This window comes from Comamonas sp. UBA7528, from assembly GCF_002479375.1.
Classification (GTDB): Bacteria; Pseudomonadota; Gammaproteobacteria; order Burkholderiales; family Burkholderiaceae_C; genus Comamonas.
This window is the reverse complement of the sequence record NZ_DLMU01000004.1, coordinates 127,079-150,352: the sequence shown is the minus strand read 5'-3', so window position 1 is coordinate 150,352 and position 23,274 is coordinate 127,079. Positions and strand designations below refer to the sequence as shown.

General features: G+C 68.0%; 16 protein-coding genes. 13 read left to right on the top strand and 3 right to left on the bottom strand.

All coding sequences use genetic code 11. The features are described from left to right. The first annotated feature begins 194 nt into the window (after window positions 1-194). Window positions 195-1,124, top strand: a complete 930-nt coding sequence (locus B3349_RS04775; RefSeq protein ID WP_291586867.1) for an alpha/beta fold hydrolase — start codon at window positions 195-197, stop codon at window positions 1,122-1,124. A 26-nt stretch (window positions 1,125-1,150) separates the two neighbouring features. Here B3349_RS04775 and B3349_RS04770 read toward each other — a convergent pair whose 3' ends face one another. Together B3349_RS04770 and B3349_RS04765 are read right to left on the bottom strand one after the other, a co-directional pair. Beyond that, on the bottom strand, window positions 1,151-2,161 hold the full coding sequence (locus B3349_RS04770; protein ID WP_291586866.1) for a tripartite tricarboxylate transporter substrate binding protein: 1,011 nt from the start codon (window positions 2,159-2,161) through the stop codon (window positions 1,151-1,153). Window positions 2,162-2,283: 122 nt separating this feature from the next. Continuing rightward, window positions 2,284-3,855: a class I adenylate-forming enzyme family protein gene (locus B3349_RS04765; RefSeq protein WP_291586865.1), complete on the bottom strand. Its 1,572-nt coding sequence runs from the start codon at window positions 3,853-3,855 to the stop codon at window positions 2,284-2,286. Window positions 3,856-4,227: 372 nt separating this feature from the next. Here B3349_RS04765 and B3349_RS04760 point away from each other — a divergent pair, with 372 nt between their 5' ends. The 12 genes from B3349_RS04760 (at window position 4,228) to B3349_RS04705 (ending at window position 22,322) form a co-directional block, all read left to right on the top strand. After that, a complete protein-coding gene (locus B3349_RS04760) occupies window positions 4,228-4,956 on the top strand; it encodes an SDR family oxidoreductase (RefSeq protein ID WP_291586864.1) in 729 nt (242 codons plus the stop codon). A 52-nt stretch (window positions 4,957-5,008) separates the two neighbouring features. Beyond that, window positions 5,009-5,629: a 2-hydroxychromene-2-carboxylate isomerase gene (locus tag B3349_RS04755; RefSeq protein ID WP_291586863.1), complete on the top strand. Its 621-nt coding sequence runs from the start codon at window positions 5,009-5,011 to the stop codon at window positions 5,627-5,629. Window positions 5,630-5,713: 84 nt separating this feature from the next. Then, entirely contained in the window at window positions 5,714-6,706 is a 993-nt protein-coding gene (locus B3349_RS04750) for an NAD(P)H-dependent flavin oxidoreductase (protein WP_291586862.1), read from the top strand. 89 nt (window positions 6,707-6,795) lie between these two features. Beyond that, window positions 6,796-7,626 (top strand): IclR family transcriptional regulator, encoded by an 831-nt coding sequence (locus B3349_RS04745; protein WP_291586861.1) that lies wholly within the window; start codon window positions 6,796-6,798, stop codon window positions 7,624-7,626. A 317-nt stretch (window positions 7,627-7,943) separates the two neighbouring features. After that, window positions 7,944-10,391: a membrane-bound PQQ-dependent dehydrogenase, glucose/quinate/shikimate family gene (locus B3349_RS04740; protein WP_291586860.1), complete on the top strand. Its 2,448-nt coding sequence runs from the start codon at window positions 7,944-7,946 to the stop codon at window positions 10,389-10,391. Between the two features lie 167 nt (window positions 10,392-10,558). Continuing rightward, window positions 10,559-11,290 (top strand): TetR/AcrR family transcriptional regulator, encoded by a 732-nt coding sequence (locus B3349_RS04735; RefSeq protein ID WP_291586859.1) that lies wholly within the window; start codon window positions 10,559-10,561, stop codon window positions 11,288-11,290. Between the two features lie 175 nt (window positions 11,291-11,465). Continuing rightward, entirely contained in the window at window positions 11,466-11,840 is a 375-nt protein-coding gene (locus B3349_RS04730; protein ID WP_291586858.1) for a hypothetical protein, read from the top strand. A 286-nt stretch (window positions 11,841-12,126) separates the two neighbouring features. Further along, entirely contained in the window at window positions 12,127-16,815 is a 4,689-nt protein-coding gene (locus tag B3349_RS04725) for a hybrid sensor histidine kinase/response regulator (protein ID WP_291586857.1), read from the top strand. Between the two features lie 413 nt (window positions 16,816-17,228). After that, window positions 17,229-17,864, top strand: coding sequence for a TetR/AcrR family transcriptional regulator (locus B3349_RS04720; protein WP_291586856.1), 636 nt, complete (start codon window positions 17,229-17,231; stop codon window positions 17,862-17,864). Further along, on the top strand, window positions 17,861-19,651 hold the full coding sequence (locus B3349_RS04715; RefSeq protein WP_291586855.1) for an MFS transporter: 1,791 nt from the start codon (window positions 17,861-17,863) through the stop codon (window positions 19,649-19,651). The genes B3349_RS04720 and B3349_RS04715 overlap by 4 nt, the downstream gene beginning before the upstream one ends. 56 nt (window positions 19,652-19,707) lie before the next feature. Then, window positions 19,708-20,880: an HlyD family secretion protein gene (locus B3349_RS04710; RefSeq protein WP_291586852.1), complete on the top strand. Its 1,173-nt coding sequence runs from the start codon at window positions 19,708-19,710 to the stop codon at window positions 20,878-20,880. Next, window positions 20,877-22,322: an efflux transporter outer membrane subunit gene (locus B3349_RS04705; protein ID WP_291586850.1), complete on the top strand. Its 1,446-nt coding sequence runs from the start codon at window positions 20,877-20,879 to the stop codon at window positions 22,320-22,322. The genes B3349_RS04710 and B3349_RS04705 overlap by 4 nt, the downstream gene beginning before the upstream one ends. Before the next feature lie 27 nt (window positions 22,323-22,349). Here the strand turns inward: B3349_RS04705 and B3349_RS04700 are convergent, their stop codons facing one another. Next, window positions 22,350-23,222: a LysR family transcriptional regulator gene (locus B3349_RS04700; protein WP_291586847.1), complete on the bottom strand. Its 873-nt coding sequence runs from the start codon at window positions 23,220-23,222 to the stop codon at window positions 22,350-22,352. Between the last annotated feature and the right edge of the window lie 52 nt (window positions 23,223-23,274).

Below are 23,274 nucleotides of genomic sequence, written 5' to 3'. Positions count from 1 at the left end.
GGTCGCTCCACTCCGGTCCCCCCATGTCACGCAGTGCGTCACGCGCCGGACAGTCCCGCCCACCCGTGCCGCATCGGTTGCTATAGGATTTGCTGCAGCTACTGTAGTGCGCGCAACTGCCGGCGCGTGCACCGTTCACCCCTTCCGCGGGCATTTATCTGACAGCCGTACCGCCTTTGCACTGACATCCCGACATGTACCAGCCCCAACGCGCCGCCACCAGCCAGCACCTTCCGGTGCGCACCCTCTCCTACCATGTACGCACCTGGGGCCAGCCCCAGCCCGACAGTGTCCCCCTGGTGCTGGTGCATGGCTGGATGGATGTCTCCGCCTCCTGGCAGTTTGTAGTGGATGCCTTCAGCCAGGCGTTTGCACAGGGGCGGCAGATCATCGCCCCGGACTGGCGTGGCTTCGGGCTCAGCCCCATGCCCGCGCCCTGCGACAACTACCACTACGCCGACTACCTGGGCGATCTGGACGCACTGCTGCGCCACTGCGTGCCGGGAGATGGAGCCATCGATCTGGTGGGCCACAGCATGGGCGGGAATGTGGCCATGTTCTACGCGGGCGCCCGTCCGGCGCGCATTCGCCGCCTGGTGAACCTGGAAGGCTTTGGCATGCCCGCCAGCCGCCCCACCCAGGCCCCCAAGCGCACGGCCCAGTGGCTGGACGAGCTGCAGCAGTTGGAGAGCGGCGCTATCGCCCTCAAAACCTATGCCAGCGTGGACGACGTGGCACAGCGCCTGCGCAAGACCAACCCGCGCCTGCCGGCCGACAAGGCCCTGTGGCTGGCCCGGCACTGGTCGGCCCCGCAGGCCGATGGCCGCTGGGCCATCCTGGGCGACGCCGCACACAAGATCGTCAACCCCCAGCTGTTCCGTGTGGACGAGGCCCTGGCCCACTACGCGGCCATCACCGCGCCCCTGCTGGCGGTGGAAGCCAGCGACGACAGCCTGGCCGGCTGGTGGAAAGAGCGCTACACGCTGGCCGAATACCACCAGCGCCTGCAGGCAGTGCCCGACTACCGCGTCGCGCGGGTCGAAGACGCCGGCCACATGCTGCACCACGACCAGCCCGCCGCCGTGGCGCGGCTGATTGAGGATTTCTGCACCACCGCCGATTGAAGCCTGCGACGGCCTCCTGCAGACCGCTATTTCGCCTGCAGGCCCAGCATCTCGACCACTGCTTTCTCCTTGCGCATCGATGCCTGGGCGAAGGCATGGAAATCCTGCGGACTGCGGTAGTCCGGCGCCATGTCGAAGCGCTCCAGCACCTGGACAAATGCCGGGCTCTGCATGGCCTGGTGGAAGGCATCGTGCAGTGTGCGCACAATCGCCGGATCCATGTTTCTGGGGCCGACCAGCCCCCAGGGCGACTTCTGCACGATGTCGGCACCGCTTTCCTGCAGCGTGGGCACGCCGGGAAACCGCGCCATGCGCTTGTCGCCCCACACGGCCAGCAGCCGCAGCTTGCCCGACTCCACATAGGGCACAAAGGCCGAGGTCTCGGCTGCCGACGCCACCTGCCCGGCCAGCAGCGCCTGCAGGGAGTCGGCCGAGCCCTTGTACGGTACGTGGTTCAGCACCATACCGAACTGGCGCGAGAGCTGCTCCATCGTCAGGTGGTTGGTGGTGGCAATGCCTGGCGTGCTGTAGGTCAGCTCCCCCGGGTGGGCCTTGGCGTAGGCCACATAGTCCTGCAAGGTCCGCAGCGGTGAGTTCGCCGGCACCACGATGCCGAAGGCATAGCCCGTCAGGCCGATGATGTAGGTCAAATCGGTATCCGGACTCCAGCGGATGTTCTGGGTGTACGGCAGGCGGTAGATGCCGGCCGGTGCAATCGCCAGCGTATAGCCATCGGCAGGTGCGTTGAGGATGCCCTGCACCCCCAGCACGCCGCCAGCGCCTGGCTTGTTCTCGATCACCACCGGCTGGCCCAGAATACGTGCCACCTGTTCGCCCAGCACGCGCATGGGGGCGTCGGTCGATCCACCCGGCACAAAGCCGATGGCGATCTTCAGCGGTTTGCGCGGGTAGCCTGCAGCGGCACCAGCAGCCCAGCTGCGGGCGGGCTGCAGTCCGGCCAGCGGGGCCAGCAAAGGGGTCAGCACCAGTGCAGCGGCCATGCGGCGGCGGCCCTGCCTCATGTGGGAATCGGTCATGGAATGTCTCCGGTTATGGAAGGGATGCGCTCAATGCGCGCCAGATGCGCCGCCCTGGTGTGCGGCTTGCCTGCGCAGCTCGTCTCTGCGTTGTGTGTCTCTGCATTTGGTGGGCCCCGGCCTCACGCCGCAGGGCTGCCTGCCCAGTGCTTCAGCACATGCTTGAGGATCTTGCCGGTGGGCGCAGCCGGCAGCGCAGGCACAATACGGATCTCGCTGGGCACCTTGTAGGGCGACAGCTGCGCGCGCAGCCACTGGCGCAGCTCCTGCAGGTCGGGGTCCATGCCGGCCTTGACCTCGACAAAAGCCACCACCTCTTCGTTGTCCGCCACCTCGCGCCCCACCACGGCCGACTGCACGATGGCCGCATGGCTGTTGAGCACCTGCTCGATTTCCACCGGATAGACATTGAAGCCCGAGCGGATGATCAGCTCCTTGCTGCGCCCCACCACCTCCAGCGCGCCGTCCGCCCCCTGGCGCGCCATGTCGCCGGTGTTGAACCAGCCGGCGGCATCCAGCACCTGGGCCGTGGTGACGGCGTCGCGGTAGTAACCACGCATGCGCCCCGGGCTGCGCACCCAGAGCTCGCCCACCTGCCCGGCCGCCACCGGCAGGCCGCCGGGACCACGCAGGCTGACCTCCACACCCGGAATCGGCTGGCCCACGACACAGTCCGCGCGCGGCGCGCCGCGCGTCTGGGCAATGGTGGGGCCGGTCTCTGTCAGGCCATAGCCGTTGTGCAGCGTCTGACCCAGAGCCTGCTCCACCTGGGCCTTCAGGCTGGGAGTCAGCGTTGAACCGGCCACCCCGATCAGGCGCAGTGCCGGTGCACGCAGCGTCTGCTGCTGCGAGCGGCTCCATTCCAGCAACCGGGCAAACAGCGCCGGCACGCCCACAAACAGGGTGACGTCCTGTTCCCGCAGGGCCGTTGCGGCGGCTTCCGGCGTGAAGCGTGCTTCCAGCAGCAGGCTGGCACCGGCGCACAGACTGCCCAGAAACTGGGTCGACAGCCCCACCACATGGGCCATGGGCAGCACGCCATAGACCCGATCGCGCGGGCCGATCTCGCGGATCTCGCGGATCTCGCGGGCCGACTGGGCCACGAACAGCAGGTTGGCATGCGTCAGCATCACCCCCTTGGGATGGCCCGTGGTACCCGAGGTGTAGACCAGGGCCGCCACCTGCTCGGCCGGGTCGACGCTGCAAGGCTCCGCCTGGGCCTGTGCATTCAGAGGGCCCAGACCCAGTGCCCCCACCGGCGTGTCCCAGCCCACAGCCTCCGCATGGCGGGCATGGACCACGGCTTCGGGCGAGACATGGGTCAGGTAGACCACACGTCGGGCACCGGAATGTTGCTTGAACTGCGCGATCTCCCGCTCCGACAGCCGCGCATTGACGATGCTCACCCAGGCGTCCAGCTTGCTGGCGGCCACAAACAGTGCACAGGCCGCCGCACAGTTTTCGCCCACCACCAGCAAGCGGTCGCCGGCGCGCACCCCGGCTTGCTGCAGTTGCCGGGCCAGTGCATCGCTCACCGCCCACAGCTGCTGGTAGCTCAGGCGGTGCTGCGCATCCTGCACCGCCAGGTGGCCAGGCTGGCGCTGCACCCAGGGGGCAATCGCTTCATGGATGCGGCGTGGCGCGGAAGAAAGGGGCGATGCCGTCAAACGGGCATCCACGGTGTCTGCGTGCATGGTGTCTCCTGTCATGGTGTGGGCCACAGCGGCCCGCCATGGCTGCTGCGCTGGAAAAAGTGTAGAAGCCCCCTTTACCCGGCACCCGCTTTTCCCAAACCGCCATGCGGAACAACGCCTCCAGAAAGACACCCTTGCCATTTGGCTGCCGCTGCGCTAGTTACGCAGGCACTACCCTGCGCTGCAGACCCGTTCATGGGACACCAGACCGCATGCCCTGCATGCAACTGCAAAACCGCTGTGCGGAACTTGATCTGCGCCACCGGTGGTTGCAAACGGTCCGCGCCCTCCACAATCAGCCCCAGCGGCAAGGATGGCGGCACATGCATGCCCCACCGGCTGCACTGCATCTGCACACACAGGAGACAAGCCATGAGTGACAAGAAAGCCATCCTCGTGATTGGCGCCGGAGACGCCACGGGTGGCGCAATAGCCAAGCGTTTTGCCCGTGAGGGCTATATCGCCTGCGTCACCCGCCGCAGCGCCGACAAGCTGGAGCCGCTGGTCCAGGAGATCCGCGCCGCAGGCGGCCAAGCCCACGGCTTTGGCAGCGATGCGCGCAAGGAGGACGAGATGGCCAGCCTGATCGAGCACATCGAAAGCCAGATCGCCCCCATCGAAGTGGCGGTGTTCAACATCGGCGCCAATGTGCGCTTTGGCATCACCGAGACCACGGCACGCGTCTATTTCAAGGTCTGGGAAATGGCCTGCTTTGCCGGCTTTCTGATGGGGCGCGAGACCGCCAAGCGCATGCTGCCGCGCGGACGGGGCACGATTCTGTTCACCGGCGCCACCGCCAGCCTGCGCGGGCGCGACGGCTTTGCCGCCTTCGCCGGCGCCAAGCACGGCCTGCGCGCCCTGGCGCAGAGCATGGCGCGCGAGCTGTGGCCCCAGGGCATCCATGTGGCCCACCCCATCATCGATGGCGCCATCGACACCGACTTCATCCGCAGCAACTTCCCCGAGCGCTATGCGCTCAAGGAGCAGGACGGCATCGTCAGCCCCGAAGCCATTGCCGACGCCTACTGGGCCATCCACCAGCAGCCGCGCAATGCCTGGACGCACGAGACCGAGCTGCGCCCCTGGCTGGAAAGCTGGTAAGCCGCCACCCACCACCGCCTGCCACCCCATCCCTCAGACCAGAGCCTGCACCATGCACCAGCCAACCGTGGAATTCCTGTTTGACTTTGGCAGCCCCAATGCCTACTTCTGCCACCAGGTGCTGCCCGCCATCGCCGCGCGCACCGGCCAGCCCGTGACCTATGTGCCCATTCTTCTGGGCGGCATCTTCAAACTGGCCAACAACCGCTCGCCCATGGAGGCGTTTGCCGACATTCCCACCAAGCGCGCCTACGACCAGTTGGAAATCCAGCGCTTCATCCGCAAGCACGACCTGCACCGCTACCAGCGCAATCCGCATTTCCCGGTCAACACGCTGATGATGATGCGCGGCGCCATCGCTGCCCAGCAGATGGGCTGCCTGGCACCCTATGTGGACGCCATGTTTGCCGCCATGTGGGAACGCGCTCTGAACATGGCCGAGCCCGAACTGTTCCAGAGCGTGCTGCAGCAGGCCGGTCTCGACGCAGCGGCCATCACCGCCGCCATTGCCACACCCGAAGTCAAGAACCAGTTGCTGGCCAACACCCAGCAGGCCTATGAACGCGGCTGTTTTGGCAGCCCCACCTTCTTTGTCGGTGGCGAGATGTTCTTCGGCAAGGACCGCCTGCGCGAGGTGGAAGAAGAAATCCTGGCCCAGCGTACCGGCAGCTGACGCCTTGCTCCACCCGCGGCACCCACCGCTGCCCCGGCCCCGCCGGGGCGCATCTGCAACCCCCTTTCCACGCCCTCACACACCATGAAGACACGCATCACCGAACTGTTCAACATCCGCCACCCCATCATCCAGGGCGGCATGCACTATGTAGGCTTGGCGCCGCTGGCGGCAGCCGTCTCCAACGCCGGCGGTCTGGGCATGATCACCGCCCTCACGCTGGGCACGCCCGAGAAGCTGGCCCAGGAAATCGCCAAGACCCGGGGCATGACGGACCAGCCGTTCGGCGTCAACCTCACCTTCCTGCCCTCGTTCACCCAGCCTCCGTACGAGGAATACATCGCCGCCATCCGCGACGGCGGCATCAAAGTGGTGGAAACCGCCGGCCGCAGCCCCGAGGCCTATATGCCCGCCCTGAAAGCTGCCGGCATCAAGGTGATCCACAAATGCACCGCCGTGCGCCATGCACTAAAGGCCGAGCGCATCGGCTGCGACGCCGTCAGCGTGGACGGCTTTGAATGCGGCGGCCACCCCGGCGAGGACGATGTGCCCAATATGATTCTGCTGCCCGCAGCCGCCCGTGCGCTGAAGATCCCGTTTGTGGCCTCCGGCGGCATGGCCGACGGCCGCAGCCTGGTGGCGGCGCTCGCGCTGGGCGCCGATGGCATGAACATGGGCACCCGCTTTCTGTGCACCCAGGAAGCCCCGGTCCACCAGAACGTGAAGAACGCCATCGTCGCCGCCAGCGAACTGGACACCCGCCTGGTCATGCGCCCGCTGCGCAACACCGAACGCGTGCTGAACAACCCCGGTGTGCAGAAACTGCTGGAGATCGAAGCCGCCAAGGGCGCCAGCACCACCATCGAGGACATTCGCGAGCTGGTGGGTGGCATCTACCCCAAGGCCATGGTGCAGGGCGATGTCGATGCCGGCGCCTGGAGCTGCGGCATGGTGGCCGGTCTGATCCACGACATCCCCAGCGTGGCCGAGCTGATCGAGCGCATCATGCGCGAAGCCACCGACGAGCTGATCAACGGCCGCCTGCGTGCCATGGTGGACGCCGGCACATCCGCCTGAAAATCGCGGCGGCTGCCCCGCTTGCCCACCCATGTCCCCACCCGCAAAGTTCGGCCAGGGACATGGTATTTCCTCTTCCATCCTGGCCCATGCACACCCCCACGCCCGCCCGCGACATCGGAAAACTGCCGATGCCCATTGACGACCACAAGGAAGACCGCCAGTTCGTCACCGCGCTGGCGCGGGGGCTACAGGTGCTCAAATGCTTCACCTCGGGCGAGGAACACCTGGGCAACCAGGAAATCGCCCAGCGTTGCCGCCTGCCCAAGTCCACCGTCACCCGGCTGACGCACACGCTGACGCTGCTGGACTTTCTGCACCACGACGGCGTGCAAAACCGCTACCGGCTGGGCATGGCCACGCTGTCCCTGGGCGGCACCACACTCCTGCGGCTGGACGCGCGCGAAATCAGCCGTCCCATCATGCAGGAGCTGGCCAACCAGACCGGCTGCCTGATCGCCCTGGGCATGCGCGAAGGCATGTCCATGCTCTATCTGGAGACGGCGCGCAGCGACGCCTCGGTCATCACCATCCGGCTGAACCTGGGCTCGCGCATTCCGCTGCACACCACCGCCATGGGCCGCGCCTACCTGGCCGGTTCGCGCCCAGCAGCCCGCAGATCGGTGATGGAACGGGTCAAAAACCTCAACCCCGAAGGCTATGCCGAGATCGAGCGCGCCATCACCCGCGCCGGCGAGGAGTACGAAGCCACCGACTGCTGCACCTCGTATTCGGAATGGCGGGGCGAAGTCGGCGCCATCGCCACCCCGCTGCGCGTGGGCAAGGGCATGCCCATGATGGTGCTCAGCGCCTCGGGCGACATCCGCACCATGACGCCGCAGTTTGTCGAGCACACCGTGCGCCCGCTGCTGCTGCGCAGCGCCTGGGCGATTGAACAGCATTTCCAGCCCGGCAACTGACGCACGGCCTGCCTCCCTACCCGTACCCAGGCCAGCATCAGGAACCAGGCGGCCCGGCCAGCGGCACCCGGGGGCATCCGTCCATGGCACCAGTGAAGCACCACGCAGACACAGGCACGCCCGCTCCAACCTGTGCCAGCCCGCCGTGCACATGCGCAAGCAGCGGTAACCGCTATTGAATTTCACAAATTTCTGAAATCTCCGGTACACGCCAGCACGACATGGACTTTATTTCCCATGAAAATGGACTTTTTTTCTCACGACAATAAAGGCCTGCATGGTCCCATGCCCAGGCCTGTTTTCATGCGAGGTTCGATATGACTCATCAAGCGCAGGCGCAGCCGGTGGCGGCGCGTGTCTGGCTCTGGATACTGGGAGCGGTGCTGGCCGTGGCCGGCCTGGCGTTCCTGGTTGGCGGCGCCAAGCTCATCAGTCTGGGAGGCAGCTGGTACTTTGCGTTGGCGGGTATCGGCCTGCTGGCATCCGGCGTGCAGACCCTTCGCCGCCACCGCAGCGGTGCATGGCTGTACCTGCTGACCTTTGCCGGGACCGTGGTCTGGGCACTGTGCGAAGTGGGCCTGGATTACTGGAGCCTGATCTCCCGCCTGCTGGCGCTGACCTTTGGCGCCGTGGTGGTGCTGGCCAGCATGCCGCTGCTGCGCCAGGCCGGTGCGCCTGCCGCCAACCGTGCCAAAGCCCCTCTGGCCACAGCCGGCGTGCTGCTGATCGCGAGTCTGGCGGCCTTTGCCTCCATGTTCCAGATCCATCCCGAGGTCAGCCCCCAGGCCGCGGCAGCCACGCGCAAGCCCGTGGATGCCGCCAGCGAGCAAAAGGACTGGAACCACTATGGCAATAGCAGCAACAACGACCGCTTTGCCGCGCTGGACCAGATCAATGTGGACAACGTGAACCAGCTGCAGGTGGCCTGGACCTTCCACACCGGTGATGTGCCCAAATCCACCGGCGCAGGCGCTGAAGACCAGCTGACGCCGCTGCAGGTGGGCGACAAGGTGTTCCTCTGCACGCCCAGCAACAATGTGATCGCCCTCGATGCCGACTCCGGTCAGCAGCTGTGGCGCCATGACACCAACTCCCATGTGGGTGGCGTGTGGGAACGCTGCCGCGGCCTCGCCTATTTCGATGCCGAAGCCCCCCTGGCCCAGCCCAGCGTGCCGGGCTCGACACCGGTGCAGGCAGTGGCGCTGCCCGCCGCCGGCAGCTGCAAGCGCCGCATTCTGATGAACACCATCGACGCGCGCCTGTTTGCCCTGAACGCCGACACCGGGGCGCTGTGCGATGACTTTGGCACCCATGGCGTGGTCGATCTCAAGCAGGGCCTGGGCAGCATTGCCAATCCTGCGTACTACACCCTGACCTCGGCCCCCACCGTGGCCGGCACCACCATCGTCATCGGCGGCCGTGTGGCCGACAATGTGCAGGTGGACATGCCCGGCGGCGTGATCCGCGGCTTCGATGTGGTGACCGGTGCACAGCGCTGGGCGTTTGACGCAGGCTCGGCCACGCCGAACGCGCTGCTCAGCCCCGGCCAGACCTATACCCGCTCCTCCGCCAATGTGTGGGCGGGCACCACCTACGACCCCAGCTCCAACACCGTGTACCTGCCCATGGGCTCGCCCTCGGTCGATCTGTATGGCGCCACCCGTTCGGCAGCGGACCTGAAATACGGCGCATCCGTTCTGGCGCTGGACGCCGCGACCGGCAAGGAAAAATGGGTCTATCAGACCGTGCACAACGATCTGTGGGACTTTGACATTCCCATGGCCCCCACGCTGATCGACTTCCCCCACCCGGACGGCGCCACAACGCCCGCACTGGTGGTAGGCACCAAGGCCGGCCAGATCTTTGTGCTGGACCGCCAGACCGGCCAGCCCCTGACCAAGGTGGAAAACGTGGCCGTCAAGCCCGGCAGCATCCCGGGCGAAAAATATGCCCCCACCCAGCCGCTGTCCGTCGGCATGCCGCAGATCGGCACGCAGACACTGACCGAAGCCGACATGTGGGGCGCCACGCCACTGGACCAGCTGATGTGCCGCATCAAGTTCAAGTCCATGCGCTATGACGGCCTGTTCACCGTGCCGGATACCGATGTCTCGCTGAGCTTCCCCGGCTCGCTGGGCGGCATGAACTGGGGCGGTCTGTCGGCCGACCCGGCCAACCAGTTGCTGTTTGTGAACGACATGCGCCTGGGCCTGTGGGTGCAGATGGTGCCGCAGAAGAAGGATGCCGCGCTGTCCGACGGCGGCGAGTCCCCCAACACCGGTATGGGCCAGGTGCCGCTGGGCGGCACGCCCTACGCAGTGATGAAGGACCGCTTCATGTCGCCGCTGGGCATTCCCTGCCAGAAGCCGCCATTCGGCACGCTGACCGCCATCGACATGAAGACCCAGCAAGTGGCCTGGCAAGTGCCTGTGGGCACGGTGCAGGACACCGGCCCGATGGGCATCAAGATGCGCCTGCCGCTGCCCGTGGGCCTGCCCACACTGGGCGGCACCCTGGCCACACAGGGCGGCCTGGTGTTCTTTGCCGGTACGCAGGACTATTACCTGCGCGCCTGGGACACGGCCACCGGCAAGGAAATCTGGAAGAGCCGCCTGCCCGTGGGCAGCCAGGGCGGCCCCATGAGCTACAAGTCGCCCAAGACCGGCAAGCAGTATGTGGTGATCTCGGCCGGCGGCGCCCGCCAGTCGCCCGACCGCGGCGACTATGTGATCGCCTACGCCCTGCCGGACGGCACCGCCAGGTAAGCCCCCGCCCTGCGCGCACTTTCTGTTCCACGGAATGCGCGCAGCGCCAGCACCCCGACGCCATGGTCTGCACAGGCCATGGCTTTTTTTGTCTCTGGCGCCAGCCGCCGCTGCGCGTGCTACGCTGGCAGGCTTTAGTGGACGACAGCTTGCAAAGAGAGATGGTGGTGAACGCGCAGCACAACAGTGACAAGGCTTCCGGCATGGCGCCGGCCACACCCCACACTGCACCCGGCCATACCAGTGACCTCGGCGACACCGGCCGCCCGCCCCCCGATACAGCAGCAGACTCCGCCGCCGACATGCGCCGGGCCCTGCTGGAAGCGGGCCGCACCGAATTTGCCAACTACGGTTTTGACGGCGCCCGGCTGGAACGCATCGTGGCCAAGGTCGGCTGCGCCAAGCGCATGCTGTACTACTACTTTGGCAACAAAAAGGATGTGTACCTAGCCGTCATCGCCCAGTGCTACAGCGATATCCGGGCCTCGGAAGAAAAGCTCCACCTCGACGCCCTGCCGCCGTTGCAGGCCCTGCACGCCCTGGCGCAGAAAAGCTTCGAGTACCACGAACAAAACCAGGAATTCACCCGCCTGGTACTGCAGGAGAACTTTCAGGGCGCCCAACTGCTGGGCCAGGTCTCCAACACCGAACTGCTGCGCAAGGCCGCGCTGGAGCCGGTGGAGCGCATCCTGCAGCGCGGCGTGGCGCAAGGCGTGTTCCGCGCCGATGTGACGGCGGTCGACGTCCACTACCTGATTTCAGCCCTGTCGAGCTTTCGCGTGGACCACGCCGCCACCTGGAACAGCCTGCTGCAGGTGGATCTGCTGGGCGACACACTGCGCACACGCCACCTGCAACTGTTGCTCGACCAGCTCAGCCGTCTTGTGCGCCAGCCCTGAACGCGGCGCCGGCCTCACACCGCCCGATGCCTCCATACCGCGGCTTGTGCTTGCGCACGCGGCATTTGCGCTACATTGGGCATCCATTTTTCCCATCCGGCGCGCCCCGCGCGCTCCTGTTTTTGCAGGCCCTGCAGCCATGCTGCCGGCGCCCTACCACGGACACTCCCCTGCCATGTGGCCTTTTGATCTGCTGCGCAAGCTCTCCCGCGGCCCCGATGTGGGCGAAACCTTCCGCCACTTCATCGGTTGTTACCTGTTCGGCTTCGAGGCCGAAGGCGAGCAGCAGCCCACCTACATCGCCCTGCCTTCCAACCTGAAATGGCTGGAACGCGAAGTCCGCCAGTACCTGCAGGAATTTGTGGACGAACACCCCCATGCCGGCGAAGTGCCCGCCATCCAGGCCACGCTGGCCGATCTGCCCCAGCGTCTGGCCGCCCATGTGGCCGGCGGCATGGGCGAGCCCTTTCTGGCACTGCCCGGCGTGAACCTGTTCATCCGCAAAGGCATGCGCGAGCGGCGCAAGGAAAACGGCAAGTACGCTGAGTAAGCCGCCCCGGCGTGGCCGCTACACCCCGATCAACCCCGGGTTCACGGCCCCAACAGGCCACGCGTATGCCTATGCCGGGCCGGCCAACGGCATGACTTCCCTGCCGCACACAGCCTGCAGTGGCGCAGCGAATTGCTCGGAGGAAGCGGTCCGCACGCCCATCTCGCGCTACGCTTGCAGCTTGCATCGCATTTGCCTGCGTGCTGCCCGCGGGCGCGTACCATAGTTGCCGCCTGCCTTTTCCCGACTTTGTGCTGCATGCCGCCAGGCCTGCCTCCCCACTGCCATGACCGATCTCCTGACGCCCCCGGCTGCACCCACCCCGGCCTCCGCCAACCTGGCAGGAGCCCGTGTTCAGGTGCCGCCCTCGCTGGGCGCCATGCTGCAGGAGTTGCCGGCCCTGCTGCAATCGACCGATCCCCTGGCGCCGTCCCAGGCCGCCCAGTTGCTACACCAGACCGCCCGCGCACTGGACGTGGTGCAGCAACCCGGTTTGGCCCGGCTGCTGCAGGCCATGGAAACCGCGCTGCGCCAGCCCGTCGCACCGACCGGCACGGCGCCAGGCAGCCCGCTCCCCCGCGATGTGCTGCTGCTGGCCGCCAAGGACGCCCAGGCCCACCTGCAGACTCTGCAGGTGGGCCGCAACGCGCAGGTGACCCACCTTTTCCCGGCCTACCGCGCCGTCTGCAAGCTTGGCGGCAAGGACAGCGCCCACCCGGCCGACCTGTGGGAGCTGCGCTGGCAACTGGCTCCCATTCCCGCGCCGCTGCCCGCCGCGCTGCAGGTACCGCCCCACAGGGTGACCCCATCCACCCGCGCCCTGCTGGACCAGCAGGTGCTGGCCGTGGTCAAGAACGCTGACGCCCCTGCCGCTGCCCGCCTGCGCGACCTATGCCTGGGCCTGGCCCAGACCTGCACGGCACCGGCCGATACCGCCTTCTGGCAGGCAGCCGCCGGCTGTTTTGATGCCACGGCCCATGGCCTGCTGGAGCAGGACCTCTACACCAAGCGCCTGGCCTCGCGCGTGCTGATGCACTACGCCAGCGTGGCCAAGGCCGGCGACACCGCCGTCGCCCCGCCGCCCGACACCCTGGTGCGCGATCTGCTGTATTACTGCGCCCAGGCCGCCGACACCGCCGCCATGGTGATGGATGGACTGCCGCCCGTGCTGCAGGCCATCTGCCACAGCTGCCAGTTGCTGCCCGCAGACGCACCGGCACGGGTCACACCGGCAGCCACGCAGCCCGGTGACACCACCTTGACCCTGGACCTGGGCCGCGGAGCCGAAGCCCTGGCAGTGCCCGCCGCAGTGGCTGCGCCACTGCGCGATCCACTGGCAGTGCACCGCACCACCGCTCCTGCAGCCGACCCATCCGCCACGCCAGACGATGCAGGCCTGAACCTTTCGCACCTGGTGTTCGGCGACGAGCCCGAAGCGCCCGAGGCGCCGGCCGAAATCGCTGAACTGTCCGTCCAGCCCGCCGCGCTGGAAGCGATGCCACAGCTGGTGGCGGAAGCCGCAGGGGAGATATCCACCGCCACCACGGTCCCGGCAGCCACCAGCGCAGCGGAAGATGCCATTTTCCCCGCCTCTACGGCAGATGTTGTGGATGCGGTAGAGGCTGCGGCAATACAGGAAGGTGTAGCCGCGCTGGAAGACACAGAGGCTCCTGCGGCGCCAGCATCTGCTGCAGCGCCTGAAGCGGTAGGACAGAGCGAGATTACCGCCGTGGCGGCCGTGTCTGCAGGCGACACGCCAGATGCAGCACAGCCATTCCCCGAGCCGGTTCTGCTCGCCGCGGCCACCACACCGCAACCCACCGGCATGCCGGAAAGCGTTGTGGATGCGGCCCTTGCCGAGCAGGACCACACCACATCCGATGCCCTTGCAGACAGCGCAGCGACCACCACGACAGCCGAAGCCGCCAGCGGCGAGCACGGCGCACCAGCCTCCGACACCGACACCGACACCGACACCGACACCGACGTTCCCGTAGGGGAAGCACCTCAGGACCGCTCCGAACCGCAGACGGACAGTGCGCCGGCAGAACGCCCGGTAGACGATGGGCACACAGTGCCCTCCGCTGCACCGGCAACCACAGCCGACACCGCAGATGCCGCAGATGCCGTCGATACCGGCGCCGATGTGCCATCACCGCAGGACACCGCAGCACAAGCCGCCATGCCCATGGACGAGCGCACCGCTCTGGCCACACGCCTGGCCGCGGCCGCCGTGCCCGAGCTGCAACCCGGTGCCGCCCTGCTGCAAGGTGCGGCCGGCCACCCCCGGGCAGAGCCCAACCAGGGCTTTTTGACCGAAGCCGATGGCTTCAGCCAGCAACTGCAGACAGAGATCGCCGCTTGGGCGGCGGAAAGCGACACCCCCCTGCCCGCCACGGCCGCAGAGCAGGCGCGCGCACTGACACGCAGCGCCTGGGGCGCCGGCTGCACCGAGATTTCGCTGCTCACCCACACCCTGCAGATGGTACTGGAGCGCCTGCGCCGCAATGCCACAGCGCCTCAGCGCCAGGCCTGCGTCCATGCCGCCGATGAAGTGCTGCGCCTGTTGCACCAGTTTGCCGCCGGCTTCATGCGCCGCCCCCACCCCCAGGTGCTGGAGGCCTTGAACCACATCCTGGCAGACACGGTATCCGCCCCACCAGCGCCGGACAGCGAAGCGCCTGCGGCCCCCGACGAAGCCGGCACCGACGGTGCACCATCCGACCGCCACACCACTTTCATCGATGGCACGACCGCCCACCAGGCCATCGGGCACGAAGAGGCTCCTGCCGCCGTGCCAGCTCCGGTCCTGCCCAGCGTGGACCAGCTCGAGCCCGTGCGCTTTGCGGTATTCGAGGAAGAGGTGCTTGCCGTCTGGCCAGCGCTGCAGACCGCGCTGCACCAGTGGATGGAGCGACCTGCCGAGCAAGGCACGCCCCGCCAGACCCTGCTGCGCAGTCTGCACACCCTGAAGGGCAGCGCCCGCCTGGCCGGTGCCGCCGCCTGGGCCAGCCAGGTGCATGCCCTGGAGGACCTGGCCCTGCTGGCACAGCCCAACGACGGCCCGCTGGGGCCCCGTGCCCTGCAGCAACCGCTGGAAGTGCTGCGTATCGCCTTCATCGCCCTGCAGCAGGAGCTGGCTGCGCGCCACCCCGAGCGTTCGCTGCAGCACTGGGGCGCCAGCCCCATCGACACCGTGGGCCGCCACGCCCAGGCGCTGTGGGGCACCCACGAGCAAACCCAGCAGTCCCTGGCCGACAACCACCAGATGCTGGCCGAGATGGAAAGCTGCCTGCAGCGCCTGCGCGCCCAGCTCAAGGACTGCGCCGCCTGGGCCGACACCCTGGTGCTGCACGGCGATATGGACCTGTCCTATGAATGGCATGAAGAGCTGCACGACCTGATCCGCGGCCTCAGCGACGGTGCGGACGACATCGGCACCGTGCAGCGCCAGCTGCAGCACGGCCTGGCGACGGCGGACACCGCCCTCACCACCCAGGGCGGCCACCTGCGTGCGCTGCAGCACACGCTGCTGTATGCGCGCCTGACCCCGCTGGCCCAGCTGCACGAACGCCTGCTGGCCACCGTGCAATTGGCCGCCAGCGACACCGGCAAGCCCACCCAGCTGCTGCTGGAAGGCGGCGACCAGTTGCTGGAGCGCAGTGTGGCCGACCAGCTGGCACCGGCACTGGAACATTTGCTGCGCAACTGCGTGGACCATGGCATCGAGCCCGCGGCCCAGCGCCAGGCGAGCGGCAAGCCCGAAGCCGGCCAGATCACGGTGCGCCTGCACACCCAGGGCCCGGTCCAGACCTTGACCGTGCAGGATGACGGTGCCGGCCTGCAGGTGGAGCGCGTCCAGACCAAGGCCATCGCCCTGGGCCTGCTGCAGCCGGGTGAGACCGTGGACGCCCGGCGCGCAGCCGAGCTCATCCTGCATCCGGGCCTGAGCACCGCCGCCCAGATCACTGAACTCTCCGGCCGCGGCATTGGCATGGACGCCGTGCAGGCCGGCGTGCAGCAGCTCGGCGGGCAGTTGCGCATCGACAGCCAGCCCGGACAGGGCTGCACCTTCACCATCACCCTGCCCGCGCCGCCGCAGGTGGAGCAGGTCGTGGCCCTGCGGGCAGGCAGCTGGAGCATTGCCCTGCCAGCCCGCAGCATCGAAACCGTGCGCCACATCCCCGCCGCACAGATGGACGAGGCCGTCGCCCAGGGAATGCTTCCCGACGATGTGACCGGCCCCATGCCCCTGTACTGGGCCGGTGCCGTGTGGCAGCAATCCGCTCGCAGCAGTGCCCCGCCGGTGGACGGCCAGTCCATTGCCCTGGTGGTGCGCAGCGACACCTCCCGCTGGGCGCTGCAGGTGGATGAAGTCCTGGGCACACAGGAAGTGGCGCTGCAGCCCCCCGCCGATGTGGCCGTGCCCCTGCCCGGCCTGCTGGGCACCGCTGCCCAGCCCAGCGGCCAGGTGCTGCAGGTATACGACCCTTATGCGGCCCTGGCAGCACACGAGGCGCGCCGCCTGCTGCAATCGGCCCAGCCAGTGGCCGCCAGCGGCGATGCCAGCGCCCCGGAAGCCCCACAGCCCCTGGTGCTGATCGCCGACGACTCCATGAGCGTGCGCCGCCTGGCCCAGCATCTGCTGCAGACCCAGGGCTACCGCGTGGCCACCGCCGCCGATGGCCTGCTGGCCTGGCAACTGCTGGAAGACGGCGAGCTGCCGGCCCTGCTGCTGGCCGACATCGAAATGCCCGAGATGGACGGCCTGGAACTGCTGCGCCGCGTGCGCGCCGACACCCGCTGCAAGCAACTGCCGGTGGTGATGCTCACCGCCCACGAAGCCGGCCCGGTGAGCCAGAAAGCCATCGACGCCGGGGCCCAGGCCTTCCTGACCAAGCCCTACGCACCGAACGAGCTGCTGGCCTTGGTACGGCGTTGTGCCCGGGTGCCCGAAAGCGACCTGCAGCCGTAAGCCGCTGCCGCGCGGCACCTGCACCTGCACCTGCACCTGCACCTGCACCTGCACCTGCACCTGCACCTGCACCTGCACCTGCACCTGCACCTGCACCTGCACACGGTGCAGCGTGCGCTGATCGCGCCCCACCCTGGCCCCATCCGACTCGCATGCACGGGCGCCAACTGGTGGTGCACCCTGGGTGCACGGAACTGCAGCAGGTGCAGGGGCGATCCGACGGCCCTCTCGCAGGACCCGCGCAGCAATCGCCACTGCGACTTCCAGCGCCACTGTGTCGTGCTGGCCGCACTGGCCCCTGCAGCCCTGGGCAGATCCACCCAGGCCCTCGGAGGCCCTGCAATAACCCGCTTCGCGCCATGGCTGCTCATGCGCCAAAGCAAAACGGACAAAATTGTCCGAAAATTCACCCCATGACTTCCTGCCCCACCAAACGCCCCGATGCCGCCACCCGCCGCGCCCAGTTGCTGGATGCCGCGGACACCGTGTTCACCCAACACGGCGTGAATGCCCCGCTGGAACTGGTGGTGGAACAGGCCGGTGTGGGCCGCGCCACGCTGTACCGCCAGTTCCCCGATCGCCACGCCATCTTGCTGGCACTGATGGAACGCTCGGCCCAGCGCCTGCATGACCAGGCCGATCGGCTGAAGGACAGACCGGACGCCTTCTTCGCCCTGCTGGAATACCTGTCGGCCCGCATTGTGGGTTCGCCCGCGCTGTCTGATTACTGGCGTACCGCCAAGCTGGACGACCCGCGCGTCAACGCCCTGCGCCAGCGTGTCTGGTCAGCGTTCGGCCCGGCACTGGAACGCGGCAAGCAAAGCGGCCTGATCCGTGCCGATATCCAGGCACAGGACATTTCGCTGCTGTCCAGCATGCTGGGGGCGGCGCTGCGCGGTAACACCGACGCCGAACGCCGCCGCCTGGCCCGCCAGGCGCTGGGCATTGTGCGCCGCGGCCTGCAGCCGGATGCCGACACCGCGGCCGACTCTGCCACGTCAACTGCCGCTTCGGTGGATTCAGCCGCTTCAGCCGTGTCTGCCGCATGACCGAAACCGTCTACCTGCGCCGCCCTCCCGACTGGGAAGAGCACGAAAAGCCGGCCCTGCCCGGCTCGCCCGCCATGCCCTGGCATGCCCCATGGGAGCGAGTCTGCTACGCCCTGGTGGCCGTGCTGGTGGGGCTGACCGGGGGCCTGGGCAATGCCTTGTTCACCGCCAACCTGCCCACCATCCAGGGGCAGATGGGGCTCACGCCCAGCGAGGCCGCCTGGCTGTCGGGCGCCTACGTCACCTTCAATGTGACCGCCAACATGCTGGTCTACAAATTCCGCCAGCAGTACGGCATGCGCCTGTTTGCCGAGATCGGCCTGGGCCTGTACGCCCTGCTGTGCGTGCTGCACCTGCTGCTGGGCAGCCCGCAAAGCCTGCTCTGGCTGCGCGGCGCCAGCGGCCTGGCGGCAGCGGCCTGCACCTCGCTGGGCACGCTGTACATGCTGCAGGCGCTGCCGCGCACCTATGTGCTCAAGCTGCTGGTGCTGGGCGTGGGCGTGAGCCAGCTGGCCACGCCCCTGGCCTGGATGCTGTCGCCCAGCCTGCTCAACCACGGCCAGTGGCACAACCTGTACATGCTGGAAGCCGGTCTGGCGCTGCTGTCGTTTGCCGCCGTGGTGCTGCTCAAGCTGCCGGCGGGGGTGCACATCCAGGTCTTCGGCAAGCGCGATTTTCTGAGCATGGCACTGCTAATTCCAGGCGTGGGCCTGCTGGTGGCCGTGCTGGTGCAAGGCACCACCCGCTGGTGGTTCAATGCGCCCGAGCTGGCCTGGCTGCTGTGCGGCGCCATCGTGCTGCTCTTTGCCGGCCTCTACCTGGAACACCACCGCCCCAATCCGCTGCTCTACACCCGCTGGTTCACGCAAAGCGCCACCATCCGCTTCGTGATCGGTGCCATCGTGCTGCGCTTTCTGACCACCGAGCAAAGCTATGGCGTGGTGGGCCTGATGCGCACGCTGGGCATGACGCCCGACCAGATGCAGCCACTGTTCGTGGTGATCTTCTTCGGCACGCTGCTGGGCATTGTGCTGTCGTCGGCCACCTTCGGCCTGGACAACGCTGCCAAGCAGTTGCTGGCCGCCCTGGTGCTGCTGGCGGCAGGCGCGTTTCTGGACTTTCACCGCACCAGCCTGGACCGCCCGGCCGACTTCTATCTCAGCCAGTTCCTGCTGGCCGTGGGCTCGGGCATCTTCATGGGCCCGCTGATGCTGCTGGGCGTGGTACAGGGCCTGAAAAACGGCCCCAGCCACATGTTGACGGCCATTCTGACCATTTCCATGACCCAGGCGCTGGGCGGGCTGATCGGCTCTTCGCTGCTGGGCACCTACCAGACCTACCGCGAACAATCCTACTCGGTGGACCTGGTGCAGCAGATCAACCCGGCCAATCCGCTGGTGGCGCAACGCCTGCAGCTGCAGCAGCAGGCCCTGGCCCCCACCATCACCGACCCGGCACTGCGCTCCGCCCAGGGCACGGCCCAGCTGGCCGCCACCGTACGGCGCGAGGCCAATGTGCTGGCCTACAACGATGTGTTCCATGTCGTCGCGCTGGTGGCTTTTGTCTATCTGGCCTGGTGCCTGCTGGAAATCGGCCAGGCCCGGCGCACAGCCGCGCGGGCAGCACGCCACGCCCGCAGCCTGCAGGACAGCGCCAGCGAAGTCGGCACCGACGCCGCCAATGCCACGCCGGACGATGACGGTGACGACACCGACGACGTCCCCGCACCCGCTGCAGCACCGGCCTCTGCGGCCCGGCCGCCGCCCGCCACCGCAGACGCCCGCTGATGCCTGCGGCGCCTTGCGCCGGCCCCCTTTTGCTCCCCATAACCGAACCCAACAACATGAGCACCGCCCCCACTTCCGCACCGACCTCTGCCCCCACGCCGCCCGCAGCCCCTGCTGCCGCGGCCCCGGGCCCGTCCCCCACTCCCAAGAAGGAGCGCCCCACACTGCGCAGCGCGCTGATGGCCGTGGTGATCGGCGTGCTCGGCATCACGCTGGTGCTGCGCGCCTGGAATGTGGGCCCGTTCCAGACGGCCGACATCTCCACCGACAACGCCTATGTGCGCGGCCAGGTCACGGTGCTGGCGCCCCAGGTCAACGGCTATGTGACGGAAGTACTGGTCAAGGACTACGAACGCGTCACCGCCGGCCAGCAACTGGTGAAGATCGACACCCGCAGCTATGAAGCCGCGCTGGCCCAGGCCCAGGCCCAGCTGGCCAATGCCAAGGCGCAGCTGGCGAATTCGGCCCAAACCCAGTCGCAGAACCACGCCGGACTGGGGGCCAAGCAAGCCACCCTGTCGGCCGCCCAGGCTGAATCCGAACGTGCCCAGGCCGAACTGCGCCGCGTGGAAGACCTGGCCAGCCGCGGTTCGGTGTCGCTGAACGAGCGCGACAAGGTGCGCGCCACCGCCCGCCTGGCCGCCAGCAATGTGGACAAGGCCCGGGCCGACATCGCCATCGGCAACGAAGCCATCAAGGCCACCACCGTGAACCGCGATGCCCTGCAAGCCGCCGTGCAGATGGCCGAAGCCCAGGTGCAGCAGGCCCGCATCAACTTGGACAACACCACGGTGCACGCCCCCAGTGACGGACAGGTGAGCGAAGTGACGGTGCGCAAGGGCCAGTATGTGGCCGCCGGCAGCCAACTGCTGTATGTGGTGCCGCCCCAGCTGTGGGTGGTGGCCAATTTCAAGGAAACCCAGACGGCCCATGTGCGCATCGGCCAGCCCGCCCGCTTCACCGTGGACGGCCTGGAAGGTGCACAGCTGACCGGCACCGTGCTGGAGATCGCGCCCGCCACCGGCTCCGAGTTCTCCGTGCTCAAGGCCGACAACGCCACCGGCAACTTCACCAAGGTGGTACAGCGCCTGCCGGTCAAGATCGCCATCGATGCCGGCCAGCCCGACGCGGCGCGCCTGCGCCCCGGCATGTCGGTGATCGCCCATGTGGATACCGCTGCCGCGCCCAAGGCCTCGGCGGCCCCCACCGCAGAGGGTCAGCAGCCATGATGCGCCGCCCCTCTACATCCAGAGCCACGCTGGCGGCGGTGCTGGCCGCAGCCCTGCTGTCCGCCTGCGCCCCGCTGCCTCCCGCCGCCCCCGACGACGCCCGGCCGCAACTGCCTGCGCAGTGGAGCACACCGTCCGAAGCCAGCACCGCCCCCATCACGGCCCAGTGGTGGCAGCAACTGGGCGATACCCAGCTCAATGCCCTGGTACAGCAGGCGCTGGCGAACAACACCGATGTGCTGACCGCCGCGGCCCGCGTGCAGGAAGCCCAGGCCAACCTGGCCGCCACCGACGCCGCGCGCAGCCCGCAGCTCAATGCCACGTTGGGTGCCCAGGCCGGCCGCAGCCTGACCGTGCTGGGCCCCAGCCAGTCCCGCAACGTGCAACCCGGCCTGCAAGCCAGCTGGGAACTGGACCTGTGGGGTCGCCTGTCCCAGCAGAGCCAGGCCGCGGCTGCCCGGCTGCAGGCCAGCCAGGCCGACCGCGCGGCGGTGCAGCTGACGGTGGCTGCCACCACGGTGCAGACCTATGTGGGCCTGCGTGCGCTGCAGCAGCAACTGGCCATCAGCCAGGCCACCGTCGTCTCACGGGAGAAAGCACTGCTGCTGGCCCAGGACCAGCAGCGTGTGGGCTATATCTCGCAGCTGCAGGTCACCCAGGCCCAGGCCGAGCATGAAAGCGTGCAGCAGCAGGTGCAGCAGCTGCAATCGCAGGTCGACAAACAGCTGGTCACGCTGAATCTGCTGCTCGGCCAGGCCGGCGGCAACACCGCGCTGGCCGCAGCCCCCACGCAGCGCCTGCAGGATCTGCGACTGCCCGCCGTGCCGTCCAGCCTGCCGTCGCAGCTGCTGGAGCGCCGCCCCGACATCGCCCGTACCGCCGCACTGCTGGCCGCCAGCGACCACCAGTTGCAGGCCCAGCGCGCCGCCTTTCTGCCGCAGGTGAACCTCAGCGCCAGCGTGGGCAGCCTGCTGGTCAACTCGCTCAACTACAACCCGCTGACCGTGTGGAGCCTGGGCGGCAGCCTGCTGGCCCCGCTGTTCAACGGTGGCCGCCTGCAGGCGCAGCTGGACGCGGCAACAGCCCAGCGCGACCAAGCGGCCTACGCCTACCGCGGTGCCGTACTGGCCGCATTTGCCGATGTGGAGTCGGCGCTGACCGGCACCCAGCGCCTGGCCCAGCAGACACTGCACGCCACACAGCGCCGTGACGTGCTGCACCAGACCCTGGGCTACGCCCATGACCGCTATGAAGCCGGCTATGCCAGCTACCTGGAGGAGCTGGACGCCCAGCGCAACCTCTATGCCGCCGAGCTGGAAGTGGTGCGCCTGCACCAGGCCGAGCTGGACAACCGCGTGCAGCTGTACAAGGCCCTGGGTGGCGGCTGGCAAGCAAGTGCCGTGGGTGGCGCTGGTGGCGCTACGCCCCCTCCGGCCCCCTAGTCACCGCCACGCCGGGGCCGGACCGCCTTAGCCCACACCGCGCGCCATGCGCAGCGTCTGCACCAGCAGGCGCTCCAGCTCATCCACGGCCGCATTCCCACGCGATGCCTTGCTGCGGTAGGCCGCCACCTGCATCGGTGCCAGCGGTCCCAGGCCCTGCTCGCGCCCCAGCACCTGCAGCTGTGCAGGCGCGCTGCACTGCGTGAGGGCGGCCACGGCCAGGCCACTCTCCACCGCCGCCAGTTGCCCCGCCAGACTGGAGCTGTGGTAGACCACCTTGTAGCGCCGCCCCTGCAACGCCAGCGCATGGATGGCGCCCCGCCGCGCCAGGCTGATGTCTTCATACACGGCAATCGGCAGAGGGTCGCGCCGCCACAGCTCCAGTTGGGGAGAGCCTACCCAGACCATGGGCTCATGGAACAGCAGCCGCCCGCGCCGCGCGTGGTCACGCGAGATGAGCGCCAGATCCAGCTCCCCCCGCTCCACCCGTGGAATCAGAGCGGTGGACTGTTCGCAGTTCAGCTCAATCTCCACGCCGCTGTGCCGGGGCGCAAAACGGCGCAGCACCGGGGTCAGGTAGGTGGCCGCATAGTCATCCGGCACGCCCAGGCGCACACGGCCGCTCAGCACCGCAGGCTGCAGCGCAGCCTGGGCCTCGGCCTGCAGGTCCAGCATGCGGCGGGCATAGCCCAGCAACGTCTGTCCCTGCTCCGTCAGTTCCAGCCGACGGGCACCACGCTCCAGCAGGCGGTGGCCCACGGCGTCCTCCAGCTTCTTGAGCTGCATGCTCACCGCCGACTGGGAACGGTGCAGTTGCACCGTTGCGGCCGACAGCGAACCGGCATCCACCACGGCCACCAGACAGTGCAGCCAGTCGATTTGCAGATCCCGCAGGGCCACAGCCGCCTCCTTACATTCTTTTATCGAATAGTTACCGCCTAAATTATGCGCT

Bases quoted from the DNA above. Each gene is read 5' to 3' on its own strand.
- B3349_RS04730 (WP_291586858.1), top strand. From the start codon at position 11,466: ATGTGGCCTTTTGATCTGCTGCGCAAGCTCTCCCGCGGCCCCGATGTG.
- B3349_RS04740 (WP_291586860.1), top strand. From the start codon at position 7,944: ATGACTCATCAAGCGCAGGCGCAGCCGGTGGCGGCGCGTGTCTGGCTC.
- B3349_RS04715 (WP_291586855.1), top strand. From the start codon at position 17,861: ATGACCGAAACCGTCTACCTGCGCCGCCCTCCCGACTGGGAAGAGCAC.
- B3349_RS04710 (WP_291586852.1), top strand. From the start codon at position 19,708: ATGAGCACCGCCCCCACTTCCGCACCGACCTCTGCCCCCACGCCGCCC.
- B3349_RS04765 (WP_291586865.1), bottom strand. From the start codon at position 3,855: ATGCACGCAGACACCGTGGATGCCCGTTTGACGGCATCGCCCCTTTCT.
- B3349_RS04755 (WP_291586863.1), top strand. From the start codon at position 5,009: ATGCACCAGCCAACCGTGGAATTCCTGTTTGACTTTGGCAGCCCCAAT.
- B3349_RS04760 (WP_291586864.1), top strand. From the start codon at position 4,228: ATGAGTGACAAGAAAGCCATCCTCGTGATTGGCGCCGGAGACGCCACG.
- B3349_RS04745 (WP_291586861.1), top strand. From the start codon at position 6,796: ATGCACACCCCCACGCCCGCCCGCGACATCGGAAAACTGCCGATGCCC.
- B3349_RS04720 (WP_291586856.1), top strand. From the start codon at position 17,229: ATGACTTCCTGCCCCACCAAACGCCCCGATGCCGCCACCCGCCGCGCC.
- B3349_RS04725 (WP_291586857.1), top strand. From the start codon at position 12,127: ATGACCGATCTCCTGACGCCCCCGGCTGCACCCACCCCGGCCTCCGCC.
- B3349_RS04750 (WP_291586862.1), top strand. From the start codon at position 5,714: ATGAAGACACGCATCACCGAACTGTTCAACATCCGCCACCCCATCATC.
- B3349_RS04705 (WP_291586850.1), top strand. From the start codon at position 20,877: ATGATGCGCCGCCCCTCTACATCCAGAGCCACGCTGGCGGCGGTGCTG.
- B3349_RS04775 (WP_291586867.1), top strand. From the start codon at position 195: ATGTACCAGCCCCAACGCGCCGCCACCAGCCAGCACCTTCCGGTGCGC.
- B3349_RS04770 (WP_291586866.1), bottom strand. From the start codon at position 2,161: ATGACCGATTCCCACATGAGGCAGGGCCGCCGCCGCATGGCCGCTGCA.